Source organism: Streptomyces sp. NBC_01450 (assembly GCF_036227505.1).
Classification (GTDB): domain Bacteria; phylum Actinomycetota; class Actinomycetes; order Streptomycetales; family Streptomycetaceae; genus Streptomyces.
Genome location: NZ_CP109480.1, coordinates 7,493,213 through 7,513,273, shown reverse-complemented (window position 1 = coordinate 7,513,273; position 20,061 = coordinate 7,493,213). Strand labels below are relative to the sequence as shown.

The 20,061-nt window shown below is 69.7% G+C and carries 14 protein-coding genes; 5 read left to right on the top strand and 9 right to left on the bottom strand.

The genetic code is table 11. The features are described from left to right. Positions 1-16: 16 nt before the first annotated feature. The 5 genes from OG568_RS33385 to hrcA all read right to left on the bottom strand — a co-directional run bounded on the left by OG568_RS33385 (position 17) and on the right by hrcA (position 4,885). Positions 17-598 (bottom strand): hypothetical protein, encoded by a 582-nt coding sequence (locus OG568_RS33385; protein WP_329534222.1) that lies wholly within the window; start codon positions 596-598, stop codon positions 17-19. A gap of 170 nt (positions 599-768) precedes the next feature. After that, positions 769-1,518, bottom strand: a complete 750-nt coding sequence (locus tag OG568_RS33380; protein WP_329534221.1) for a 16S rRNA (uracil(1498)-N(3))-methyltransferase — start codon at positions 1,516-1,518, stop codon at positions 769-771. After that, positions 1,515-2,603 carry a nitronate monooxygenase gene (locus OG568_RS33375; RefSeq protein ID WP_329534220.1) on the bottom strand — a complete coding sequence of 363 codons (1,089 nt, stop codon included), beginning with the start codon at positions 2,601-2,603 and terminating at the stop codon, positions 1,515-1,517. The genes OG568_RS33380 and OG568_RS33375 overlap by 4 nt, the downstream gene beginning before the upstream one ends. A 122-nt stretch (positions 2,604-2,725) precedes the next feature. After that, the gene (dnaJ, locus tag OG568_RS33370) at positions 2,726-3,862 is read right to left on the bottom strand and encodes a molecular chaperone DnaJ (protein WP_067369954.1); all 1,137 of its coding nucleotides are present in this window, start codon (positions 3,860-3,862) and stop codon (positions 2,726-2,728) included. After that, on the bottom strand, positions 3,863-4,885 hold the full coding sequence (gene hrcA / locus OG568_RS33365; protein ID WP_075032705.1) for a heat-inducible transcriptional repressor HrcA: 1,023 nt from the start codon (positions 4,883-4,885) through the stop codon (positions 3,863-3,865). It abuts the gene before it with no gap. Between the two features lie 249 nt (positions 4,886-5,134). On the opposite strand from hrcA, the gene OG568_RS33360 reads away from it, so the two are divergent. Then, complete coding sequence (locus OG568_RS33360) at positions 5,135-5,875, top strand: MBL fold metallo-hydrolase (RefSeq protein ID WP_329534219.1); 741 nt, start codon at positions 5,135-5,137, stop codon at positions 5,873-5,875. Positions 5,876-5,906: 31 nt separating this feature from the next. Then, the gene (locus OG568_RS33355; protein WP_329534218.1) at positions 5,907-6,722 is read left to right on the top strand and encodes a DUF3097 domain-containing protein; all 816 of its coding nucleotides are present in this window, start codon (positions 5,907-5,909) and stop codon (positions 6,720-6,722) included. A 201-nt stretch (positions 6,723-6,923) separates the two neighbouring features. Here the strand turns inward: OG568_RS33355 and hemW are convergent, their stop codons facing one another. Both hemW and OG568_RS33345 read right to left on the bottom strand, forming a co-directional pair. Next, positions 6,924-8,156 carry a radical SAM family heme chaperone HemW gene (hemW, locus tag OG568_RS33350; protein ID WP_266414033.1) on the bottom strand — a complete coding sequence of 411 codons (1,233 nt, stop codon included), beginning with the start codon at positions 8,154-8,156 and terminating at the stop codon, positions 6,924-6,926. Positions 8,157-8,264: 108 nt separating this feature from the next. After that, positions 8,265-10,340, bottom strand: coding sequence for a SpoIIE family protein phosphatase (locus tag OG568_RS33345; RefSeq protein WP_329534217.1), 2,076 nt, complete (start codon positions 10,338-10,340; stop codon positions 8,265-8,267). A 247-nt stretch (positions 10,341-10,587) separates the two neighbouring features. Between OG568_RS33345 and OG568_RS33340 the strand changes: the two genes are divergently transcribed. Both OG568_RS33340 and OG568_RS33335 read left to right on the top strand, forming a co-directional pair. Further along, a complete protein-coding gene (locus tag OG568_RS33340; RefSeq protein ID WP_443077899.1) occupies positions 10,588-14,664 on the top strand; it encodes a HAMP domain-containing protein in 4,077 nt (1,358 codons plus the stop codon). A gap of 11 nt (positions 14,665-14,675) precedes the next feature. Continuing rightward, complete coding sequence (locus tag OG568_RS33335) at positions 14,676-15,260, top strand: response regulator (RefSeq protein ID WP_329534215.1); 585 nt, start codon at positions 14,676-14,678, stop codon at positions 15,258-15,260. Between the two features lie 81 nt (positions 15,261-15,341). On the opposite strand, the gene OG568_RS33330 is transcribed toward OG568_RS33335, so the two are convergent. Together OG568_RS33330 and lepA are read right to left on the bottom strand one after the other, a co-directional pair. Continuing rightward, complete coding sequence (locus tag OG568_RS33330; RefSeq protein ID WP_329534214.1) at positions 15,342-17,216, bottom strand: AMP-dependent synthetase/ligase; 1,875 nt, start codon at positions 17,214-17,216, stop codon at positions 15,342-15,344. A 466-nt stretch (positions 17,217-17,682) separates the two neighbouring features. Further along, the gene (lepA, locus tag OG568_RS33325; protein WP_266414027.1) at positions 17,683-19,551 is read right to left on the bottom strand and encodes a translation elongation factor 4; all 1,869 of its coding nucleotides are present in this window, start codon (positions 19,549-19,551) and stop codon (positions 17,683-17,685) included. Positions 19,552-19,775: 224 nt separating this feature from the next. Between lepA and rpsT the strand changes: the two genes are divergently transcribed. After that, positions 19,776-20,042 carry a 30S ribosomal protein S20 gene (gene rpsT, locus OG568_RS33320; RefSeq protein WP_075032712.1) on the top strand — a complete coding sequence of 89 codons (267 nt, stop codon included), beginning with the start codon at positions 19,776-19,778 and terminating at the stop codon, positions 20,040-20,042. Positions 20,043-20,061 lie beyond the last annotated feature (19 nt).

The window sequence follows — 20,061 nt, the reverse complement described above, 5'->3', positions numbered from 1 at the left end:
CCGACAGGGGTTCGGATCACTTGCCCTGCGAGGGCCAGCAGGTGGGATCGCCCTTGCACCACATGGTCTTCGTCACGGTGACGGTGGCGGTGGGGCCCGGCCGTCGGTAGGTGGGCGCGTTGTAGGTCGGGGGCGTGTACGAGGGCGTGCTCGGGGCGTTGCAGTTGCCCAGCACGTTCACGTGGAACCACTTCTTGCCGCCGACCTTGGCCGTCAGGTCCCCGCGGACGCACTTGCCCTCGACCTCGCGGGTGACCTTCCCGGTGATGGTGATCTCCCGCCGGTCCTTGGTCTGGCCCCGGCAGTCCACCTCCACCACGGAGGGCGTGGAGCTGGAGGCCGACGGCGTGTGCCCCGGGGTATAGGCCTTGTTCCCGCCGCGGTACGACCCGGTGCAGCTCAGGTACTGCACGTCGACGTGCCGGCGCTGCAGCTCCGCGGTCCCGGCCCGGTCGGTCGTGTAGGCCACCGCTGAGGCGCTCAGCCCGCCGACCGGTTCGCACGCGGCCACCCCGAAGGCGCTCACCACGGCCAGCCCGGCGACCATCGGTCCCCGACGGCCCGTCACCAGTCGCCTCACCAATCGTCGAATACGCATCAATGCCCCCATAGACGGCAGAGTGCCACTGTCCCGCGCGTCGCGGTAGACCCCATACGGCCACTACACACCCGCGTGCGCTCCCGTCGAACGCGTATGCGTGAAACTGCGTCAATTCCGCGACAGGAGCCACTCGTCAGCCGCGTGAACAAGCCTCCGGGTCAATACGCCTAGTGCCAGCGGCCGGAGCGTGCCATCAGCACCGCGGCCGCCACCGTCCCGGCGGTCGATGTGCGCAGCACCGTACGTCCCAGGTGGTACGTCTTCGCGCCCGCCCCGGTGAACAGCTCGATCTCCTCGGGGGAGATCCCGCCCTCGGGGCCGACCACCAGCACGATCTCGCCCGAGGTGGGGAGTTCGGCCGTCACGAACGGCTCGGTGCCGACCTCCGTGTCCTCGTGCAGCACCGCAGCGAAGTCGGCATTGGCCAGAAGCGCGGCAACCTGTTTGGTCGTCGCCGCGTCCCCGATCTCCGGGAAGCGCACCCTGCGCGACTGCTTACCGGCTTCCCGGGCCGTGGCCCGCCACTTGGCGAGCGCCTTCAGACCCCGGTCGCCCTTCCACTGGGTGATGCAGCGGGAGGCGGCCCAGGGGACGATCGCGTCGACGCCGGTCTCGGTCATCGTCTCCACGGCCACCTCGCCCCGGTCGCCCTTGGGCAGGGCCTGGACCACGGTGATACGGGGCTCCTCCGCGGGCTCCTCGCTGTACGAGTCCATCTGGACGATCAGCCGGTCCTTGCCCTCGGTGCCCAGCACCACGCAGTCCGCCCAACGCCCGGCCCCGTCGGTGAGGATGACGTCCTCGCCGGCCCGCAGCCGCTTCACGGAGACGGCGTGGCGCCCCTCGGGGCCGTCGAGGACGTACTGTCCGCCGCTGCCCGCCTTGAAGTGCTCGACCACGAACACCGGTGCCGTCATCGGATCTCACCCTCCGCTTCCCCGGCGGCCGACAACGCTGTCCTGGCCTCCTCGAGCTCCGCGCTCAGCACCTCCACCAGCTGCCCGGCGGGCAGCTCGCGCGCCATGCGGTGCCCCTGCCCCGCCCACAGCGCCATGCCCTGCGCGTCGCCCGCCTTGGCGGCCGCCTTGCGCAGCGGAGAGGTGAGGTGGTGGACCTCGGGGTACGCGGCGGGCGCGTACGGGCCGTGCTCACGCATGAAGCGGTTCACCAGACCGCGTGCCGGACGCCCGGAGAACGCGCGCGTCAGCTCCGTCCGCACGAACAGGGGGTTGGTCAGCGCCTGCTTGTGCACGGCGTTGGCCCCGGACTCCGGGGTGGGGAGGAACGCGGTGCCGAGCTGCGCCGCGCTCGCGCCCGCGGCGAGCACCGCGGCGATCTGGCTGCCGCGCATGATGCCGCCGGCGGCGATGATCGGAAGGTCCACGGTCTCGCGGACCTGCGCGATCAGCGACAGCAGCCCGATACCCGTACCGTCCGTCTCCGGGTTGTCGCGGTGGGTGCCCTGGTGGCCGCCCGCCTCCACGCCCTGCACGATGACCGCGTCGGCGCCGGCCCGCTGCACGGCGAGGGCCTCCTCGGCCGTGGTCGCGGTGACCACGGTGACGGTGCCGGCGCGCCGCAGGGAGTCCAGGACGTCGCGGCTCGGGACGCCGAAGTGGAACGAGACCACCGGCACCGGGTTGTCGTGGAGGACGGCGAGCTTGGCGTCGTAGCCGTCGTCACGGCCGCTGTCCGGGTCACCGAGGCCGGTCTCGTACCAGGAGGACTCACCCGCGAGCTGGTGGGCGTAGACCTCGACCGCGGCGGGGTCCGCGTACTCGGGCTGCGGCATGAACAGATTGACCCCGAAGGGGCGGCCCGTGAGCCCGCGCAACTGCTTGATCTCCTGGTACATACCGTCGGCGGTCTTGTACCCGGCGGCCAGGAACCCGAGCCCGCCTGCCTCGGACACGGCGGCCGCGAGTTGCGGGACGGAGACGCCGCCCGCCATGGGGGCCTGCACGATCGGGTGAGGGAAGAGATCGGTCAGTGCGGTGGACATGACGGCATGTTGTCACGTCCTTTGAACAAGTCCGAATCGGGCCTTCCGTCTGGCATAGGCCATGGGGATGGACTGTCGAGCGACCGCCGAGCGCCTGGGGGCGGAGCCCCCAGGAACACCCGTCAGCGACCGTTGAACGCGTCCTTCAGGCGCGAGAACAGGCCCTGCTGCCCGGGCTGGAACTGCCCGGTGGGCCGCTCCTCCCCCCGCAGTATCGCCAGCTCCCGCAGCAACCGCTCCTGCTCGGGATCGAGCTTCGTGGGCGTGGTCACCTCGACGTGCACGATGAGGTCACCCCGGCCACCGCCCCGCAGATGCGTGACACCCCGCCCGTGCAGCGGGATCGACTGCCCGGACTGCGTACCCGGACGGATGTCGACCTCCTCAAGACCGTCGAGCGTCTCCAGCGGCACCTTGGTGCCGAGCGACGCCGCGGTCATCGGAATGGTCACCGTGCAGTGCAGATCGTCCCCGCGCCGCTGGAAGGTCGAGTGCGGCAGCTCGTGGATCTCGACGTACAGGTCACCGGCGGGACCGCCACCGGGGCCGACCTCGCCCTCGCCCGCGAGCTGGATCCGCGTGCCGTTGTCGACACCGGCGGGGATCTTGACGGTCAGCGTGCGACGCGACCGGACCCGCCCGTCACCGGCGCACTCGGGGCAGGGAGTCGGGACGACGGTCCCGAAGCCCTGACACTGCGGACACGGCCGGGAGGTCATGACCTGCCCGAGGAAGGACCGCGTGACCTGGGACACCTCACCCCGCCCGCGACACATGTCACAGGTCTGGGCCGAGGTACCCGGCGCCGCGCCCTCACCGTTGCAGGTGGCGCAGACGACGGCCGTGTCGACCTGGATGTCCTTCGTCGTGCCGAAGGCCGCCTCGTCCAGCTCGATCTCGAGCCGGATCATGGCGTCCTGGCCACGCCGCGTACGCGACCGCGGACCGCGCTGTGACGCCGTACCGAAGAAGGCGTCCATGATGTCCGAGAAGTTCCCGAACCCACCGGCTCCGAAGCCGCCCGCACCGCCGCCGCCCGACTGGGACAGCGGGTCGCCACCGAGGTCGTAGACCTGCTTCTTCTGCGGGTCCGACAACACCTCGTACGCGGCGTTGATCTCCTTGAACCGCTCCTGCGTCTTCGGATCGGGATTGACGTCCGGGTGCAGCTCGCGTGCGAGCCGCCGGAAGGCCTTCTTGATCTCGTCCTGGGACGCGTCGCGGCGCACGCCGAGTACGGCGTAGTAGTCCGTGGCCACTTAAGACTCCGCCAGGATCTGTCCGACGTACCGTGCCACCGCTCGTACCGCTCCCATCGTGCCGGGGTAATCCATGCGGGTCGGGCCGACCACGCCGAGTTTGGCTACTGCCTCGCCGCCCGAACCGTAGCCGACCGAGACCACGGACGTGGAGTTGAGTCCCTCATACGCGTTCTCGTGACCGATTCGCACGGTCATGCTCGAATCCCCGGCCTCACCAAGCAACTTGAGGAGCACGACCTGCTCCTCCAGCGCTTCGAGCACCGGCCGGATGGTGAGAGGGAAGTCATGTCCGAAACGCGTCAGATTGGCGGTCCCGCCGATCATCAGCCGCTCCTCGGTCTCCTCGACGAGCGTCTCCAGAAGGGTGGAGAGCACCGTCGCGACCGTACCTCGGTCCTCCGCCTCGAACGCGTCCGGGAGGTCCTGCACGAGCTGCGGGACGTCCGCGAAGCGACGGCCCGCGACCCTGCTGTTCAGCCGGGCCCGCAGATCCGCGAGAGACGTTTCTCCGAACGGCGCCGGGCAGTCGATCATGCGCTGCTCGACCCGCCCGGTGTCCGTGATCAGCACGAGCATCACACGGGCGGGGGCGAGGGACAGCAGTTCCACGTGCCGCACGGTCGATCTCGTCAGCGACGGATACTGCACGACGGCGACCTGCCGCGTCAGCTGCGCGAGCAGCCGCACCGTCCGCCCGACGACGTCGTCGAGGTCGACGGCGCCGTCCAGGAAGTTCTGAATGGCCCGCCGCTCGGGCGCGGTCATCGGCTTGACGCCGGCGAGCTTGTCGACGAAGAGCCGGTAGCCCTTGTCGGTGGGGATCCGCCCGGCGCTGGTGTGCGGCTGGGCGATGTACCCCTCGTCCTCCAGGGCCGCCATGTCGTTGCGGACGGTGGCCGGGGAGACCCCCAGCCGGTGCCGCTCGGTCAGCGCCTTGGAACCGACCGCGACCGGCTCGTCGGTGCCGACATAGTCCTGGACGATGGCGCGCAGCACTTCGAGCCTGCGTTCACTGAGCATCGCGCACACCTCCAGCTGTCGACCCCTCGGCGCCTCGCTTGGCACTCATCGCGTGCGAGTGCCAGCATTCCCCGGCCCAGTGTACGGCCGGTGGGTACGGCCCCGGCAAGGGCGGCCCCGCGATCTTGTGCAAGGTGCACCGACGTACACGGACGTGTCCCGCGATGTCACACCGTCCAAGGCCTCGATGTCGTAGCGTCCGCGCCCTCGATGTCGTACCGTCCGCGCCCTCAACGCTAGCGTCGGCGTATGAAGGTGACTTGGGAAGAGGCGGGGTGGGAGCAGCTGACACCCCGGGTGGGGCGGCAGCGGCTTCCGGTCTGGGACTGCACGGTCGGGCTGGTCGTGAGCGAGGGCGGGGCGCTGATCATCGACCCGGGGTCGAGCCTCGCGGAGGGCGCGCGGTTGCGCAGGGAGGCGCAGGCGCTCGCCGGCCGCCGTGTGACCTTCCTCGCGCTCACCCACCCCCACTTCGACCATGTCCTCGGCGCGGCGGCGTTCGCGGGCGCGGAGGTCCTCGTCGCGGGCGGCTCGGCCGAGGTGTACGAGCACGGGCGCGAGGAGCTGTACGCGGACGCGGTACGGGGCGGGCTGGACACGCGGGCGGCGGAGGACGCGGCGGACACCCTGGTCCGTCCCCGGCACTACGTGTGGGGCACCTGGCATCTCGAACTGACCGGCGGCGTCGAGGTCCTGCTGGTGCGGACGGGCGAGGGCCACACCGCCCACGATCTCGTGGTCGTGGTGCCGGGCGACCCGACGGTGGTGTTCTGCGGCGACCTGGTCGAGGAGTCCGGCGAGCCCCAGGCGGGCCCCGACGCCGTACCGTCGCGCTGGCCCGGGGCCCTCGACAGGTTGCTCGAACTCGGGGGCGAGGACGCGCTGTACGTGCCCGGTCACGGAGCGGTCGTGGACGCCGGGTTCGTACGGTCCCAGCGGGACGCCCTGGCCGAGCGTTTCGGCGTGTCGCGTTTCGGCGTGTCGCCGTGAGCGCCGCCGGGCTTCTCCTATCGTCATCCGAATGCGCCAGTACTCTCCGGACCTGACCCCGCCGTGGAAGAAGCCCAAGCCCGTGCCGGAGGTTCCGGCGGAGCCGGGCCTGGTGGTCGAGGAGCCGGGTACCGGCTTCTGCGGTGCGGTGATCCGCTGCGAGGCGGGCACGGTGACGCTGGAGGACCGCTTCGGCAAGCACCGCGTGTTCCCTCTGGAACCCCGTGGCTTCCTCCTGGAGGGCCGGGTCGTCACGCTCACCCGCCCCGCTCCCTCCCCGAACGCCACTCCCCTCCGTCCCACCCGCACGGCCTCCGGTTCGGTGGCCGTCCCCGGCGCGCGGGCCCGGGTCGCCCGGGCCGGCCGGATCTACGTGGAGGGCCGCCACGACGCCGAGCTGGTCGAACGGGTCTGGGGCGACGATCTGCGCATCGAGGGCGTCGTGGTCGAGTACCTGGAGGGCATCGACGACCTGCCCGCGATCGTGACGGAATTCTCACCCGGGCCGGACGCCCGCCTCGGCGTCCTCGTCGACCACCTGGTCCCCGGCAGCAAGGAGTCCCGCATCGCGGCGTCGGTCACGAGCGATCACGCCCTGGTCCTCGGCCACCCCTACATCGACATCTGGGAAGCCGTGAAGCCGTCCTCCGTGGGCATCCAGTCCTGGCCCCGGGTCCCCCACGGCCAGGACTGGAAAACGGGCGTCTGCCGCGCCCTCGGCTGGCCCGAGAACACCGGCGCCGCCTGGCAGCACATCCTGTCCCGCGTCCACTCCTACAAGGACCTCCAGCCGGAGCTCCTGGGCCGAGTGGAAGAACTCATCGACTTCGTCACAGCGCCGCACTGACAAAACCGATCTTCGCCCCCGCCGCCCCTACCCGTCCCATCCCGACTCGGGGGCTCCGCCCCCGAACCCCCGCATCGGCCTGAACGGCCTCGCCCTCGAACGCCGGACGGGCTGAAGGCTCTTAGGGGCGCGGGGAACTGCGCGACCAGCCCCCACCCGCCCGCAGGCGAGGAACACAGCCGGGGGCGGGTCGCAGCCCCCTCAGTCCACCAGGTCCCTGACCACCGCATCCGCCAGCAACCGCCCACGCAACGTAAGAACCGCCCGCCCCTCGCCGTACGGCCCGGACTCGAGCAACCCTTCAGACAGCGCACGCCCCGCCGCCGCAAGCCCCGCGGGCCGGAGCAGAGACAACGGACACCCCTCCCGGAGCCGCAGCTCCAGCAGGATCCGCTCCACCCTCCGGTCCTCCTCGGAGAGGAGCTCACGCCCCGCCCCCGGAGACCGCCCCGCGGCCAACGCCCCCGCATACGCCCCGGGATGCTTCACGTTCCACCACCGCACCCCGCCCACGTGGCTGTGGGCCCCGGGACCGGCCCCCCACCAGTCGGCACCCCGCCAGTACAGCTCGTTGTGCAGGCACCGGCCGGCGTCCGAGGTCGCCCAGTTGGACACCTCGTACCAGTCGAATCCCGCGCCGGAGAGCACCTCGTCGGCGATCAGATACCGGTCCGCGTGCACATCGTCGTCCGTCATCGCGACCTCGCCCCGCCGGATACGACGGGCGAGCTGCGTCCCCTCCTCGACGATCAGCGCGTACGCGGACACATGGTCGGGCCCGGCACCGAGCGCGGCATCCAGCGAGGCCCGCCAGTCGTCGTCGGACTCACCGGGCGTGCCATAGATCAGGTCGAGGTTCACATGCTCGAACCCGGCCGCACGCGCCTCCGCGACACACGCCTCGGGCCGGCCGGGGGTGTGCGTACGGTCGAGCACCTTGAGGACGTGCTGCCGCGCGCTCTGCATGCCGAAGGAGATCCGGTTGAACCCTCCGGTCCGCAGCGTCCGCAGATACTCCGGGTCCACCGACTCCGGGTTCGCCTCGGTCGTGATCTCCGCGTCGTCCGCGAGCCCGAACTCGTCCCTGATCGCCCCCAGCATCCGTACGAGATCGTCGGCGGCCAGCAGCGTGGGCGTACCGCCCCCGACGAACACCGTACGGACGGGTCGCGGGTCGTCGCCGAGGACCTTGCGGGCGAGCCGCACCTCGTCGATCAGCGTCTCCGCGTAGTTGTCGCGGGAGGCGAGCACGCCTCCGGTGCCACGCAGCTCGGTCGCCGTGTAGGTGTTGAAGTCGCAGTAGCCGCAGCGGGTCGCGCAGTACGGCACATGGAGGTAGAACCCGAGGGGGCGCTCGGCGGCTCCGGCCAGGGCGTGCGCGGGCAGCGCCCCGTCGGCGGGGACGGGCTCACCGTCGGGAAGTGCGGAAGGCATGCCTTCCATTGTCCCGTACCCAGCCGCATACCCCTCTCCAGCCGCTCACCTGGCGTTTCTCCCCTGCGCCCCTGCTCCGCCCACTCCCCCCTACTTCGCCCGCTCCCCCTACTCCGCCTGCAACACCAGCAGCGCCAGGTCGTCCTCCGGCGGCTTGCTGCCGAACTCGTGCACGAGTCGCCGGATACGTTCCGCGACGAGCTCGGCGCTCAGCCCCGTACAGCCCGCGAGGGCCTCCGCGAGCCCTTCGTCGTCATCGAACTGGCGGGGTCCGCTGCGGCGCTCCGTCACCCCGTCGGTGACGCACAGGACGGTGTCGCCGGGGTACAGGTCGAAGGTCTCGGAGACGTAGGTCGCGTCCTCGAAGACACCGAGGAGGGTCTGCGGCTCGGCCACTTCCCGTACGTCGCCGTCGGGGCCGAGGATCAGCGGCAGCGGATGCCCGGCGGAGGCGAGGGTGCAGCGTACGCCGCCCTCGAAGGGCACCAGCTCGCCGTACAGCATGGACAGGAAACGGGTCTGCGGGCCCTCGTCGGGGCCGAGACCGGGCCCGCCCGCGGCCACCAGCGCGCGGGCCGCCGCGTCCGCCGCCTCCGTCGCGTCGTCGAGGAGGAGCTGGTTGAGACGGTCGAGGACGTCCGCGACGTGGTAGCCCTCACGGGCCAGCAGCCGCACCCAGGGCCGGGCGAGGCCGATCACGACGGCGGCCTCGGGCCCTTTGCCCTGGACATCGCCGAGGACGAAGCACCAGCGCCCGTCACCCGCGGGGAACAGGTCGTAGAAGTCGCCGCTGGGTCCGCCCTTGTCGAGCGGCTCGTACACGAGGGCGCTGCGCACCCCGGGGATCTCGGCGACCGCGCCGGGCAGCAGGCCGCGCTGGAGGACCCGGCTGATGGTGGCCTGGCGGGCGTACTGGCGGGCCGCGCCGATGGCGAGGGCGATCCGGCGGCTGAGGTCCTCGACGAGCCCGGTGATCTCGTCGGGGAAGGCGGCCAGTCCGGCCCGACCGATGACGAGGGTGCCGAGCGGCCGGCCGCCCGCGATCAGCCGGTACGCGAGCGCCGCCCCGCCCGCGCCGTCCATCTCCCCCGACACCTGTCCCGTGCCCAACGCCTCGCCCGTGCCCAACGCCTCCCCCGGCCAAGGCACCGGCACCGCCCGGGACCGCACCGAGTCCGGCAACCGCGGCGGATCCTTCTCCAGGTCCCGTCGCAACTCCTCGATCCGGTTCTCACTGCCGTGCCAGACCCGGGCGAGGCGGGGCCCCAGGGCCAGTCCGAGCCCACCCGCCCGGTCGGTGGCCTCGTCCTCCAGCCATACGGCGCACCAGTCGGCGAGCCGCGGTACGAGGAGCTGTCCGGCGAGCGCGGCCACGAGGTCCTCGTCGAGCTGCCCGGCGAGGAGATCGGAGGCCTCGGCGAGGAAGGAGAGGGCGCCCCGGTTGAGCCAGTCGCCGTCCTGTCGCGGCCTTTGCCGCGGTCCGGGAGCGACCGTCTCGCCGGCCGGTCCCGGCCCGATGCCCGTCCCCCTGTCGGCGCCGAGCCCATCGCCCATACTCAACCCACGCTCAACGCCGAACCCGCCTTCAACACCCACCCCGTCTTCAACACCTAACCCACCTCCCCCACCTAACCCACCCTCAACACTCGCCCCACCTTCAAGCCCCAACCCGCCCTGGACCCCCAGCCCCTCGTCGACGCCCAGCCCCCCGTCCACGGGCAGCCGCGCCCACACGGTCTTGACCCCGGTCCGATACGTGATCCCCCACGCCTCCGACAGACTGGCGACCAACCGCAGCCCCCGCCCGTACTCCGGTGTGCCGTAAGCCCGTTCGGCCGCCTCCTCGCGTACCGCCCGCGAGGGATGGTGGTCGGAGACCTCGACGACCACCGCGCCCACCGCACCGCCGTCGGTGATCTCCAGCCGGCACAGCAGCTCGACGTCGGTGCCCGCGTGCACGACGGCGTTGGTGACGAGTTCGCTGACGACCAGGACGGCGTCCTCGGCCAGGCGCTCGCGGACGATCTCGGCGCCGGGCAGGGCGAGTTCCCCCCAGTCGGCGAGCGCCTCGCGCACCATGCGGCGGGCGGCGCCGGGCGCGAGCGGAGTACCCGGCAGCGCGGCGCGCGCTATGGCTTCCTGGCCCACGCGGTAGTGCGCAGGCATACCAGGGGCAAGCGCCATGGAGTCCGGATGCGACTCCCGTTGCGTCGGAATGGCCCCCACTGTGCGGCTCCCTGAGCAGTTCGGACGAATACGCCTCAGGCGACACGGACAGAGTGACAGACTGGCCACGCCCATAAGCACCGAGTTACCGAAGTGGGCCGCCATGAGTGAGAACAGTGCTACGCGTGTGCTCGAAGACGGACAGATTCGGGCATTCGAAGACGGCCGGATCGCCGCGTCCGATCTGCGTCCGCTGCTCGCCGCGATGACCGCCGCACGGGACGGCGACTTCACCAAGGTGCCGGAGACGGGGCACGGCCTGGTGGCCGACCTGAGCGCGACGTTCAACCAGATCATCGACCGCAGCACCCACTTCAACACGGAAGTGCAGCGGGTCCGGCGGGAGCTGGTCCGGCACGGACGGCTCGACGAGCGGCTGTCGGCGAGCCCGGGCCAGGGCGGTTGGACGACCCGCGTGAACGACGTGAACCAGCTGCTCGACGCCCTGGTGGCGCCCGCCGCGAACGCGACACGCGTCCTGGACGCGGTGGCCGGCGGCGACCTCACCCAGCGGGTCGACCTGCACGACGGCAACCGCCAGCTCAGAGGCGATCTGAGGAGGTTGGGGCGCGCCGTCAACAAGATGGTCGATCAGCTCTCCCTCTTCACGGGCGAGGTGACCCGGGTCGCGCGCGAGGTCGGTACCGAGGGCCGTCTCGGCGGACGCGCCAAAGTGCAGGGTCTGTCGGGCAGTTGGCGCGACGTGACCGAGGCGGTCAACACGATGGCGTCCCGGCTGACGGCCCAGGTCCGTGACATCGCCCTGGTGACCACGGCGGTGGCGCGCGGCGACCTGACCCGTACGGTGACCGTCGAGGCGACCGGTGAGCTGCTCGAACTGAAGCTCACCGTGAACACGATGGTCGACCAGCTCTCCGCCTTCGCCGACGAGGTCACGCGGGTCGCCCGCGAGGTCGGCACCGAAGGGCAACTGGGTGGCCGCGCCCAGGTCAGGGGCGTCTCGGGGGTCTGGAAGGACCTCACCGACAACGTCAACTTCATGGCCTCGAACCTGACGTCCCAGGTCCGCAACATCGCCCAGGTCACCACGGCCGTGGCCAACGGCGACCTCAGCCAGAAGATCACGGTGGACGCGAAGGGCGAGATCCTCGAACTCAAGTCGACCATCAACACCATGGTCGACCAGCTCTCCGCCTTCGCCGACGAAGTCACCCGCGTCGCCCGCGAGGTCGGCACCGAGGGAAACCTCGGCGGCCGCGCCCAGGTCAGGGGCGTCTCGGGCGTCTGGAAGGACCTCACCGACAACGTCAACTTCATGGCGGACAACCTGACCTCGCAGGTCCGCAACATCGCCCTCGTCTCCACGGCCGTCGCGCAGGGCGACCTCGGCAAGAAGATCACGGTCGAGGCGAAGGGCGAGATCCTCGAACTCAAGTCGACCATCAACACCATGGTCGACCAGCTCTCCGCCTTCGCCGACGAAGTCACCCGCGTCGCCCGCGAGGTCGGGACGGAGGGAAACCTCGGCGGTCAGGCCCAGGTCAGGGGCGTCTCGGGCGTCTGGAAGGATCTGACGGACAACGTCAACTTCATGGCCCTGAACCTGACCTCCCAGGTCCGCAACATCGCCCAGGTGACGACGGCCGTCGCGAACGGCGACCTGTCGAAGAAGATCACCGTCGACGCCCGTGGCGAGATCCTGGAGCTGAAGGACACCGTCAACACGATGGTGGAGCAACTGCGCGCCTTCGCCGACGAGGTGACCCGGGTGGCCCGCGAGGTCGGCACCGACGGGCGGCTCGGCGGCCGGGCCCAGGTCCTCGGTGTCTCCGGCGTCTGGCGGGACCTGACCGACAACGTCAACTACATGGCCGACAACCTGACTTCACAGGTGCGGAACATCGCGCAGGTCGCCACCGCCGTGGCGCAGGGAGACCTCTCCAAGAAGATCGACGTGGACGCCCGCGGTGAGATCCTCGAACTGAAGACGACCATCAACACGATGGTCGACACGCTCTCCTCCTTCTCCTCCGAGGTCACCCGGGTGGCCCGCGAGGTGGGTTCGGAGGGCCAGCTCGGCGGTCAGGCACGGGTCGAGGGCGTGTACGGCACCTGGAAGCGCCTCACGACCAACGTCAACGAGCTCGCCTCCAACCTCACCACCCAGGTCCGCGCGATCGCCGAGGTGGCCTCCGCCGTGGCCCAGGGCGACATGTCCCGCTCCATCACCGTGGAGACGCAGGGCGAGGTCGCCGAGCTGAAGGACAACATCAACCTGATGGTGGCCAACCTCCGCGAGACGACCCGCGCGAAGGACTGGCTGGAGTCGAACCTCGCCCGCCTCGCCGCACTGATGCAGGGCCACCGCGACCTGATGGAGGTCGCCGACCTGATCCTGCGCGAGCTGACCCCGCTGGTGAACGCGCAGTACGGCGCCTTCTTCCTGGCCGATCCTGAGGAGGACGGGGCCTCCCTTCACACCGCCGTCCCCGCCAAGGGACTCGCCTTCATCGCCGGATACGGCTCGGCGCAGGGCGCCACGGTCGACACGGGCGGCATGCCGGTGCACGGCCTGGTCCGGCAGGCGGCCCGCGAGAAGAAGCGGATCCTCGTGGAGGAGGCCCCACCGGACTACATCAAGATCAACAGCGGTCTGGGGGAGGCGGCCCCCGCCAGCGTCGTCATCATCCCGATCCTCTTCGAGGACAAACTCCTCGGCGTGATCGAGCTCGCCTCCTTCTCCCGCTTCTCCGACGTCCATCTGGCCTTCTTCGACCAGTTCGTGAACACCATCGGCGTGGCCATCAACACGATCATCGCCAACTCCCGTACGGAGTCCCTGCTCGGCGAGTCCCAGCGCCTCGCCATCCAGCTCCAGGACCGCTCGGACGAACTCCAGTCGCAGCAGGCGGAACTGCAACGCTCGAACGCCGAACTGGAGGAGAAGGCGGCGCTCCTGGCCACGAGCTCGCAGTACAAGTCGGAGTTCCTGGCGAACATGTCGCACGAGCTGCGCACCCCGCTGAACTCGCTGCTGATCCTGGCCCGGCTGCTGTCGGACAACCCGGACGGCCATCTCTCCGACCAGGAGGTGCAGTTCGCGGCGACCATCCACCGCTCGGGATCGGACCTCCTCCAGCTCATCAACGACATCCTCGACCTGTCGAAGATCGAGGCGGGCCGCATGGACGTACGCCCGAAGAAGCTCCCCCTGATCAAACTCCTCGACTACGTCCACGCCACGTTCCGCCCGCTCACCCTCGACCGGGGTCTCGCCTTCGAGGTGACGGTCGGGGAGGACGTGCCGCGGGAGATGTACTCGGACGAGCAGCGGCTCCAGCAGATCCTGCGCAATCTGCTCTCCAACGCGATCAAGTTCACCGCGACCGGCCGGGTCGAACTGCGCGTCAACCGCCTCAAGGACCCCGACCACGCCTTCACCCGGGAGAACAGCGACGACGTGATCTCCTTCGCCGTCTCCGACACCGGCATCGGGATCGCCGCCGAGAAACTCCCGGTGATCTTCGAGGCGTTCCAGCAGGCCGACGGCACCACCAACCGCAAGTACGGCGGCACCGGCCTCGGCCTCTCCATCAGCCGGGAGATCGCCGGGCTGCTCGGCGGCCGCATCATCGCGGAGAGCGCCCCCGGCAAGGGCTCCACCTTCACGCTGTACGTCCCCGTCATCAGCCCCGGCCACACGGCGACCGGCCCCGCACCCGAGGACCACCGGCCGCTCGTGCCCGAGCAGCTGTCCACCGAGCCGTACACCTCGCACGACACCGACGACTCCTGGCCCACCCCCACCAAGCTGGAGGCGTGGAAGGCCGGCCGGGCGGGTCAGGTCCTGCCGGGGCGGCGAGTGCTGATCGTGGACGACGACATCCGCAACGTCTTCGCGCTCACCCATGTCCTGGGCCGCGTCGGCATGCCCGTCCTGTACGCGGAGAACGGCCGCGAGGGCATCGAGACCCTGGAGCGCAACCCCGACGTGGAACTCGTCCTGATGGACATCATGATGCCGGAGATGGACGGCTACGAGACGATCTCCGCCATCCGCCGCACCCCCCGCTGGACGGGCCTGCCGATCGTCGCGCTCACCGCGAAGGCGATGCCGGGAGACCGCGAGAAGTCCATCGCGCGCGGTGCCAACGACTACGTACCCAAGCCGGTGGACGTCGACCAGCTGCTCACGGTCGTCTGCGCCCTCCTCGACCCGGAGAGCGCGCGCGACGCGGAGCAGGACGACTCCGAAGGATCCGTTGTGCCGGGGCCGAGCACATCGTCCGAGGAGGCCGCGGCCCCGCCGACGACCGAATGAGGACAGTCACCATGAGCGCTGAGGAAACGACCTACGAGCGCGCCAGCATCCTCCTGGTCGACGACATGGAGGACAACCTGATCGCGCTGGAGGCCGTCCTGGGGTCCCTCAACGAGCCGCTCGTACGTGCGCGTTCGGGCGAGGAGGCGATGAAGGCGCTGCTCAGGCAACGCTTCGCCGTCGTCCTCCTGGACATCCGCATGCCGGGCATGGACGGCTTCGAGACCGCCGCCAACATCAAGCGGCTCGACCAGACCAAGGACGTCCCGATCATCTTCCTCACCGGCATCGACGCCGACGCGGGCTACGCCTTCCGCGGCTACGCCACCGGCGCCGCCGACTACCTGACCAAGCCGTTCGACCCCTGGGTCCTGCGCGCCAAGGTCACGGTCTTCCTGGACCTCCACCGCAAGAACCAGCAACTGGAACGCCTGCTGACCCAGGAACACACTCATGCGGCCCAGATCAGCACGCGGCTTGCGGCCTTGGAGAAGCGCTTGTCGTCCGAGGACCCCCCGGACCTTTCCGACCTACGCAGGCAGGTCCGAGAACTGCAGAGCCTGGTGGCAGGGCTGGGCGGCAACCGCGCCCTTTAGGGGCGCGGGGCCGCGACATACGCGGCTCCGCCGCGTGGGCGCGACCCGCCCCCACTCACCCGCAGCCGACAACGAACAGCCTCACGCTTCCCGAGAACCCGCGTACATCTCCTCAATCAACGCCTTGTACTCCCGCTCCACCACCGGCCGCTTCAACTTCAGACTCGGCGTGATCTCCCCGTGCTCCACATCGAGGTCCCGCGGCAGCAACCGGAACTTCTTGATGGTCTGCCACCGCTGGAGCCCCTCGTTGAGTTCCTTGACGTACCCCTCGACGAGGGCGACCGTGGCGGGGGCCGCGACGACCTCGGCGTACGACTTGCCCTCCAGCCCGTTCTCCTTCGCCCACTCCAGGATGGACGGTTCGTCCAGGGCGATGAGGGCGGTGCAGAAGTTCCGGTCGGCGCCGTGCACGAGGATGTTGGAGACGTAGGGACAGACGGCCTTGAACTGGCCCTCGACCTCGGCGGGCGCGATGTACTTGCCGCCCGAGGTCTTGATGAGGTCCTTCTTGCGGTCGGTGATGCGCAGGTACCCGTCGGGCGACAGCTCGCCGATGTCGCCGGTGTGGAACCAGCCGTCGGCTTCGAGGACCTCGGCGGTCTTCTCGGGCAGCCCGTGGTAGCCCTCCATGATGCCGGGGCCACGCAGCAGGATCTCGCCGTCGTCCGCGATGCGCACCTCCGTGCCGGGCAGCGGCTTGCCGACCGTGCCGGTGCGGTACGCCTCTCCGGGGTTCACGAAGGAGGCCGCGGAGGACTCCGTGAGGCCGTACCCCTCCAGGATGTGGATGCCGGCGCCCGCGAAGAAGTAGCCGATCTCGGGGGCGAGCGCGGCGGAGCCGGAGACGCAGGCACGCAGCCGGCCGCCGAAGGCCTCGCGGATCTTGGCGAAGACGAGCGCGTCCGCGACCTTGTGCTTGGCGCCCAGCCCGAAGGGGACGGAGGCGGTGCCGGTACGGCGGAAGTTGTCCTGGCTGGCCTTCGCGTACTCGCGGGAGACCTCGGCGGCCCACTGGAAGATCTTGTACTTGGCGCCGCCGCCGGCCCGCGCCTTGGCCGCGACCCCGTTGTAGACCTTCTCGAAGATGCGCGGGACGGCCGCCATGTACGTCGGCTGCACGACCGGCAGATTCAGGATGATCTTGTCGACACGGCCGTCGACGGCGGTGACGTGCCCGATGTCGATCTGGCCGGAGGTGAGCACCTTGCCGAAGACGTGGGCGAGCGGCAGCCACAGGTACTGCACGTCGTCGGGGCCGAGCAGCCCGGTCGCGGCGATGGCCTTCGCCATGTACGACCAGTTGTCGTGCGGGAGGCGGACGCCCTTGGGGCGGCCGGTGGTGCCGGAGGTGTAGATGAGGGTGGCGAGCTGGTCGGCGGTGATCGCGGCGACGCGCTCCTTGATCAGCTCGGGGTTCTTCTCCAGATACGCGGCACCGCGCGTCTCCAGTTCGGCGAGGGTGAGCACCCCGTCACCGGTCTCGACGCCGGCCGGGTCGATGACGACGATGTGGGTGAGTTCGGGCAGCTCGGCGCGCTTCTCCCGCGCCTTGGCGAGCTGGGCCGCGTCCTCCGCGATCAGGACCTTGCTGTCGGAGTCGGAGAGGATGAACGCGGACTCCCCGGCGTTCGTCTGCGGGTAGATCGTCGTCGTGGCCGCGCCCGCGCACATGATGCCGAGGTCGGCGAGGATCCACTCGACCCGGGTGGAGGAGGCCAGCGCGACGCGCTGCTCCGGCTGGACACCCAGTTCGATCAGTCCGGCCGAGATGGCGTAGACCCGCTCGGCGGCCTGCGCCCAGCTCAGTGACTTCCACTCGTCCGGGCCCTCGCCCGAGGCAGGCGGGACCGGGTAGCGGTAGGCCTCGGCGTCCGGCGTGGCCGCCACGCGCTCCAGGAAGAGGGCCGCCACGGACGGCGGACGGTTCTCGATCAGGGTCTGTGTGTCGCTCACGACATCCTCCGGGGCCCGCGACAGTGCGTGCGTCTGGCTCGACCGACTGTTGACTGCTGCTGTGCGGCTGGCTGGTTCGGCTGTTGTTTAACTCGCGAGTAACCATCGAGCAGGGATCAGAGTAAAGCGCGACCGGCCCCTACGTAAGAGGCCACGGTCCGCGATCTTGCGAATCCCCCGGATTCTTCACCTGCGGACCGGGTACGCTGCGCCCAGTGCGTCGCGAGAGCCAAGCGCGCGCTAATCCTTGACATTTGATGTCAACCGGGCTGGTTCCAACCCGGCTGGTGTTGATCGCGTGAGACTGGACCGTTCGCTGAGCGGCCGAGCAGCGTGAGCCAGGAATCCCCTGCTTCGGCTGGGGAGGGTTCAATTCCTACAGAGAGCGACCGCTCGCATACTGAGGGCCCGCCGCACATTCGCGCGACGGGCCCCTGTTGCGCCCGGCTTTCCGAGGCGAGCGCCGTTACTTCTTGCCCTTGGCCGACCCACCGCTGTCGTCGCTGGACAGCACGGCGATGAAGGCCTCTTGCGGAACCTCCACAGAGCCCACCATCTTCATCCGCTTCTTGCCCTCCTTCTGCTTCTCCAGCAGCTTCCGCTTACGGGAGATGTCACCGCCGTAGCACTTGGCGAGGACGTCCTTGCGGATGGCGCGGATGGTCTCGCGTGCGATGACGCGCGACCCGATGGCGGCCTGGATGGGTACCTCGAAGGCCTGCCGCGGGATCAGCTCGCGCAGCTTGGCGACGAGCCGCACACCGTACGCGTACGCCGCGTCCTTGTGGGTGATCGCCGAGAAGGCGTCCACCTTGTCGCCGTGCAGCAGGATGTCGACCTTGACCAGGCTGGAGGTCTGCTCACCGGTGGGCTCGTAGTCGAGCGAGGCGTAACCCCGCGTCTTCGACTTCAACTGGTCGAAGAAGTCGAAGACGATCTCGGCGAGCGGCAGCGTGTACCGGATCTCGACCCGGTCCTCGGACAGGTAGTCCATGCCGAGCAGGGTGCCGCGCCGGGTCTGGCACAGCTCCATGATCGAGCCGATGAACTCGGAGGGCGCGAGGATCGTGGCGCGCACGACGGGCTCGTACACCTCACTGATCTTCCCCTCGGGGAACTCGCTCGGGTTGGTGACCACGTGCTCCGCCCCGTCCTCCATGAGGACGCGGTAGACCACGTTGGGCGCGGTGGCGATGAGATCGAGCCCGAACTCGCGCTCCAGCCGCTCCCGGATCACGTCGAGGTGCAGCAGCCCGAGGAAACCGACGCGGAAACCGAAGCCGAGCGCCGCGGAGGTCTCCGGCTCGTAGACGAGCGCGGCATCGTTGAGCTGCAGCTTGTCGAGGGCGTCACGCAGCTCGGGGTAGTCGGACCCGTCCAGCGGATAGAGCCCGGAGAAGACCATGGGCTTGGGGTCCTTGTACCCGCCGAGCGCCTCGGTCGCCCCCTTGTTGAGGGTGGTGATGGTGTCACCGACCTTGGACTGCCGGACGTCCTTCACACCGGTGATGATGTAGCCCACCTCACCGACGCCCAGCCCGTCGGCCGGCGTCATCTCGGGGGACGAGACGCCGATCTCCAACAGCTCATGGGTCGCTCCGGTGGACATCATCCGGATCCGCTCACGCTTGTTGAGCTGCCCGTCGATGACACGCACATACGTCACGACACCGCGGTAGGAGTCGTAGACGGAGTCGAAGATCATCGCGCGAGCGGGGGCGTCCTGGACGCCGATCGGGGCGGGGATCTCGGCGACCACCTTGTCGAGCAGGGCCTCGACACCCAGCCCCGTCTTGGCGGAGACCTTCAGCACGTCATCGGGGTCACAGCCGATGAGGTTGGCGAGCTCCTCGGAGAACTTCTCCGGCTGCGCGGCCGGCAGGTCGATCTTGTTGAGTACGGGGATGATCTTGAGGTCGTTCTCCATCGCCAGGTAGAGGTTGGCGAGGGTCTGCGCCTCGATGCCCTGGGCGGCGTCGACGAGGAGAACGGTCCCCTCGCAGGCGGCCAGCGACCGGGACACCTCGTACGTGAAGTCCACGTGCCCGGGGGTGTCGATCATGTTGAGGATGTGGGTGTTGCCCGGATCCTCCGTCGGGGCCCAGGGCAGCCGGACCGCCTGGGACTTGATCGTGATGCCGCGCTCGCGCTCGATGTCCATGCGGTCGAGGTACTGAGCACGCATCTGCCGCTGCTCGACCACCCCGGTCAGCTGGAGCATGCGGTCGGCGAGCGTGGACTTGCCGTGGTCGATGTGCGCGATGATGCAGAAATTGCGGATCAGAGCCGGGGCGGTACGGCTCGGCTCGGGCACATTGTTAGGGGTCGCGGGCACGCAGGGTCCTGTCTCTTGAGGCGCCTGTCGCCTCGGGTCGGATCGATACGTAGGCTCCATGGTCCCACGGGTGGGGAGCTGCGACCGGTTTGGGCCGGTCGTGCGGCTACTGGTAGCCTGGGTGGCTGTGTCTCGTGCCCTCTCTGCAGGAGGCACACCCCAAGGAAATCAAACGGCGAGCGAGACGTGCTGTCTCGCGCGCCTGAACCTGTAAAGGCTCATTCGTGGCGAACATCAAGTCCCAGATCAAGCGGATCAAGACCAACGAGAAGGCTCGGCTGCGCAACAAGTCGGTCAAGTCCTCCCTGAAGACCGCGATCCGCAAGGCCCGCGAGGCCGCTGCCGCGGGTGACGTCGAGAAGGCCACCGAGTACACGCGCGCTGCGTCGCGCCAGCTCGACAAGGCCGTCTCGAAGGGCGTCATCCACAAGAACCAGGCCGCCAACAAGAAGTCGGCGCTTGCTTCGAAGGTCGCTTCCCTCAAGGGCTGAGTCGGCTGGGCCCTATCGG

What these genes read in the sequence shown, in the direction of transcription:
- OG568_RS33385 (WP_329534222.1), bottom strand. Translation starts at nt 598, where the DNA reads ATGCGTATTCGACGATTGGTGAGGCGACTGGTGACGGGCCGTCGGGGA.
- OG568_RS33380 (WP_329534221.1), bottom strand. Translation starts at nt 1,518, where the DNA reads ATGACGGCACCGGTGTTCGTGGTCGAGCACTTCAAGGCGGGCAGCGGC.
- OG568_RS33375 (WP_329534220.1), bottom strand. Translation starts at nt 2,603, where the DNA reads ATGTCCACCGCACTGACCGATCTCTTCCCTCACCCGATCGTGCAGGCC.
- hrcA (WP_075032705.1), bottom strand. Translation starts at nt 4,885, where the DNA reads ATGCTCAGTGAACGCAGGCTCGAAGTGCTGCGCGCCATCGTCCAGGAC.
- OG568_RS33360 (WP_329534219.1), top strand. Translation starts at nt 5,135, where the DNA reads ATGAAGGTGACTTGGGAAGAGGCGGGGTGGGAGCAGCTGACACCCCGG.
- OG568_RS33355 (WP_329534218.1), top strand. Translation starts at nt 5,907, where the DNA reads ATGCGCCAGTACTCTCCGGACCTGACCCCGCCGTGGAAGAAGCCCAAG.
- hemW (WP_266414033.1), bottom strand. Translation starts at nt 8,156, where the DNA reads ATGCCTTCCGCACTTCCCGACGGTGAGCCCGTCCCCGCCGACGGGGCG.
- OG568_RS33345 (WP_329534217.1), bottom strand. Translation starts at nt 10,340, where the DNA reads ATGGCGCTTGCCCCTGGTATGCCTGCGCACTACCGCGTGGGCCAGGAA.
- OG568_RS33340 (WP_443077899.1), top strand. Translation starts at nt 10,588, where the DNA reads ATGACCGCCGCACGGGACGGCGACTTCACCAAGGTGCCGGAGACGGGG.
- OG568_RS33335 (WP_329534215.1), top strand. Translation starts at nt 14,676, where the DNA reads ATGAGCGCTGAGGAAACGACCTACGAGCGCGCCAGCATCCTCCTGGTC.